This window comes from Pseudomonas sp. N-1-13, from assembly GCF_057787095.1.
Window position 1 is genome coordinate 3,962,507 of sequence record NZ_JBYNRI010000001.1, and the last position, 4,462, is coordinate 3,966,968.

The following is a 4,462-nucleotide window of genomic DNA, read 5'->3' on the forward strand; positions in this document are numbered from 1 at the left end:
CCGGCTGTCAAGCCGCCTCGCGTCGGACGTTGATCTCGGCGCCCCGTTAACCACGCTGGCCGAACGCAGGCATTGCGCAGTGGGCACCTCGGCAAAGAAAACGGCGCTTTCCCGTCTCGAAAAGCGCCGTTTCCTTAAGTGAACAGCACCACCCACAAGGCAGGTCTATTCATTCCCGCGAGGATCAGAACTGCGGTTTGTACGTCACGCTGAACATCAGGTTGCGTGGATCACCGAAGTTGTTGTTGCCATTGAGCTGGTTGTAGGCGGACGTAATGTACGTCTTGTCGAACAGGTTGTTGGCGTTGACCGCCAAGGCGATTTCCGGCGTCAGTTGGTAGCCGACGCGGGCGTTCCATACGGTATAACCCGGGACTTCACGATCGTAGTCGTAAACCATCGTGTGGCTCTGGGTGGTGAAGCCCAAGCCGGTGCTGACACGGCTCCAGTCGCCGGTGAACTGGTAGTTGCCCCACACGCGCAGCATGTGTTTCGGCGTCCAGGTGCTGAAAATACTCCCTTCATTGTCCGGGTCCTCCAAGTACTTGGTGGTGTTGTAGGTGTAACCCGCGAACAGCTGCAGGTTGTCTATCACTTCACCACTGATTTCGGCGTCGATACCCTGGCTGCGCACTTTGCCCGAGGCTACCGAGCAACCCGAGCCGCCACACCCCGAACCACCGTCGTTGATGGCACGGTTCTCATGGTCGTAGCGGAAGATTGCCAGGGAGGTATTGACCCGACCGTCCATCAACTCGCCCTTGAGGCCGACTTCGTAGTTGGTGCCGACTATCGGCTTGAGCACCGAACCGTTGGCATCGCGATTGGTCTGCGGCTGGAACACGTCGGTATAACTGGCATACACGGCCCATTCGCGGCTCAGGTCATAGATGATGCCCGCGTAGGGCGTGACCACTCCGGTTTCAGTTCCGGTGCTTGGCGCGTTGCCTGTGATACCGGCTGAGTTTTCGGTCTTCGACTTGTAGCTGTAGTCATACCAGCTGACCCGGGAACCCAGCACCAGCGTCAGATCGTCCACCGGCTTGACGCGCCAGGTACCGTACACGCCCTTCTGGCGGATATCGTATTTGCTGAGGGTGCCTTGGCCGCCCGCGGCGATCAAACTGTCGTAGCTGATGTCCGGACGGTCATTGTCGATGTCGAAGATGGAGTCGCTGGTGTTGTTGAATGTACGGGCGTAGCGGTCATCGGTTTCCAGCTGGGAGTAGTTGCCGCCCAGCATGACTTCCTGCTCCATCGACAAGGCTTCGAACTTGCCGGTCAGGTTCATGTCGAGACCGACCTTCGTGGACTGGAAATCGGTCAGGAAGTCGGCATATTGCACGCCGCTGCCATCAGGCAGGAGACCACCCCCCCTTTGGACGCGCTGGTTTTTCGCCTGGTTGTCTTCGCTCATGTGCACCGCGCCGACCTTGAACGCCCAATCCTCATTGAAGCGGTGCTCCAGATCGGCGTAGAGGGTGGTGACGTCGATTTCGGAGCGGTTCCAGCGCGCCCCCGTGTAGGTCGAGCGCGACACGTCCGGCATCCTGCCATCGGCGTAGCGTGGCAGGCCGCGGATGTTGCCCCGCGATTCGCCGTTGGATTGGCTGACCGCGAAACCCAGGGTGGTGTCTTCGCTCAGGTCGACGTCCAGCGCGCCGTATAGCGAATGGGTCTTGCTCCACGCATGGTCGACGAATGAATTGCTCTGGTCTTCGTCGACGACGATGCGACCGCGGATGTTGCCGGCCTGGTTCAGCGGGCCGCCGGCGTCCAGTTGCAGACCGTAGTGATCCCAGGAGCCGGCCTTGCCGGTCAGGGTCACGGTCGGTGCGTTCTGGCCACGCTTGCGCACCAGGTTGACGGCACCACCGGGGCTGCCGGTGCCTTGCAGCAGGCCGGAGGCGCCGCGCATGATTTCCAGGCGGTCGAAGAAGATCAGGTCCTGGGTCGCCCAGTTGCCCAGCGAATAATTGTTACGCAGGATCGGCACACCATCGTATTGCCAATCGTCGATCTGGAAGCCGCGTGACGACAGGATCATGCCTTGGCCAACGCCCTGCAGGCCGACGATGCCGGTGGTCTGGTTGACGGCGTCCTTGAGGTTGACCAGGTTCTGGTCATCCATCTGCTTACGCGTCATCACGGTGATCGACTGAGGAATTTCCTTGAGGGTATGGGTGCCCTTGCCGATGGTCACGGCGTTACTGGTGTATGACTTGCTGCCTTCGGTCGTCGCAACCAGCTCCTGTGCCTTGACGGTGGTCGCGCCCAGCTCAAGGGACCCAGTGGCAGAACCGCGCAGCAGCATCAGGGTATTGCCCTCAACGCTGTACCGCACCCCCGTGCCCTTGAGCAATTCGGTGAGGGCCGCCTGCGGGCTCATCTTGCCGCTGACGCGGTTGCTTTTCAGCCCGGCCATATCGCCGGCGTTGTAGATCACTTGCTGGTTGGTCTGCTGACCGAACGCTTGCAGTGCCTGGGGCAGCGATTGCGCAGGGATGTCGATGCTGACGTCTTCAGCCATCACCTGAGCGCTGAGTGGCAGCAGGCAGACCAGCCCCAGACCGGTCAACACCCGACGCGAACGCAGGCCGCGGGACATGACGAGTGCCTTGAACAGAGGTTTCAACTCATGAATGGATGACATCGTGCTCTCTATTATTGGTAGAAGTAAAAGTCCATGGGGCCGAAGGGCCCGCCGCTCGCCAGCACGAGAGAACCCGCACGGTCGATTGCCCCAAGGGCAATGTGTCAGTGCGGGGCCGACCGGCCCCTCCCCGGGCACGGTCATCCGGCTGGGCGACGGCGAAATTTTTGCTGAACACATCCGGTGCCTGAGCGTCCTGCCCGACCCGATTTGTCCACATACCTAAGTAAGACGCAGCACCTGCCAAAAACCGGAATGAGTTTATTTATCATTCGCGAAAAAAGTTAAAAAAAAGCCGGCGCAGAGGGGCGCCGGCCTTTTGTTTCATGCGAGTGTCAGCTGCCTTTCGATCGTTCCCACGCTCCCGCGTGGGAATGCCGCCAGGGACGCTTCGCGTTCCGCCCCTGGAAGGTGACGCAGAGCGTCACGGAATGCATTCCCACGCAGAGCGGGGGAACGAGATGTCTAGTCCTGAAATAGGTTTACACCTGTTTCAGTCTCAAAACGCCCGATGCACCGCATCGGGCGTTTTGTATTTCAGGGCCAAATGAGGTCGCTTACGGTTATAGATTTCTATCGATTCCTCAACCATGCGCTTGGCTTGGGCGAGGTCTTTGGGACGGTGTAAAAGAAATTCTGTTTTCAGAATCCCATTCACTCGTTCCGCTAGGGCATTCTGGTAGCAGTCGTAGCCATCCGTCATCGAACACCTGACGCCATGCTTGGCGTGCAGCTTTTGGTAGAGATCAGAGCAGTATTGCGAGCCCCGATCGGAGTGATGTACCAGTGGCTGATTGGTTCTTCGGTGTCGAAGAGCTTTCGTCATCGCCCGGATGACTGACTCGGTATGCAGGCTTTCATGCACATGATGGCCGACTATTTTGCGCGAGAACGCATCAGTGACCAGACTTACGTAAGCGACGCTTTGCTCGGTCGGTAAATAGGTTATATCCGCCACCCACACCTGTTCCGGGCCGGTGGCAGTGACTTGGTCAGGGCCGGGCTTGAGCCGATTCGGATGTCGACGGAAGCGATGATGACTGTCGGTAGTCTTGTGATAAGCGCGTTTGCGTGGGACCAGTTGTCGATGGTCTCGCAGAATATCGAACAATCGATCTCGGCCTACCGTTTGCGTTAGTTCAGGTTCGGCTTGCATTAGCCCATGCAGCTTACGGGTGCCCAACCGAGGCATTTCAAGGCGTGCCTCCAGCACAAATCCCAGCACCTTTTGCGCATGGCTAGTTTGCGCGTCGTAAGCTCGATTGCGCTTGTAATACGCCTGCCGTGAGATGCCCAGAAACTGGCAAGCCCTGGTGACACTCAGGCCTTCGATTTGCCCTTGGCTGAGGACTTGCCGGATCGCTTTTTTACGACAGAAACACCGTAATCGTTTTTCAGCACGTCAACGACAGCTTCAAAAAATTGGGCTTTCTGGTTGGCAAGGGCCAGCTTTTCTTCCAGCTCCTTGATTCGCTGCTCTGGTGTCAGCGGCAAATTTGGCTCGGCCATCGGTCGGTTCCTCTGGGCACGAATGGAGGCGCCTTGGCTCCAGTCCTGCCGCCCATGCTTGCGTAACCATACCAACACAGTCGACCGGCCCTGAATCCCATAACGCCGTTGAGCCTCTTTATAACTCAGTTCGCCCTTTTCAACCTGATCGACAACCGCCAATTTAAAGCCCAGCGTGTAATCACGCTGACTACGCCTTCTTCCTGAATCCATTGGTTCCTCCTGAGGATAGGTCAGAAGGTGTAAACCTTATTCAGGACGAGACAAGAACTTAAAAAAGGCCTTTTTGTTCATGCCATG

General features: G+C 58.0%; 2 protein-coding genes. Both read right to left on the reverse strand.

Annotation, left to right across the window (positions count from 1 at the left end):
* Positions 1 to 184: 184 nt before the first annotated feature.
* Positions 185 to 2,653 (reverse strand): TonB-dependent siderophore receptor, encoded by a 2,469-nt coding sequence (locus AC3I65_RS17775; RefSeq protein WP_488524037.1) that lies wholly within the window; start codon positions 2,651 to 2,653, stop codon positions 185 to 187.
* A gap of 499 nt (positions 2,654 to 3,152) precedes the next feature.
* Positions 3,153 to 4,375 (reverse strand): IS3 family transposase gene (locus tag AC3I65_RS17780; protein ID WP_316911973.1). Its coding sequence is split into 2 segments (ribosomal slippage): positions 3,153 to 4,024 and positions 4,024 to 4,375, totalling 1,224 coding nucleotides; the frame shifts between segments, so codons are not numbered across the junction.
* Positions 4,376 to 4,462: the final 87 nt, after the last annotated feature.

Excerpts from the sequence above, each read along its gene's own strand:
- AC3I65_RS17775 (WP_488524037.1), bottom strand. The coding sequence starts at position 2,653 with ATGTCATCCATTCATGAGTTGAAACCTCTGTTCAAGGCACTCGTCATG.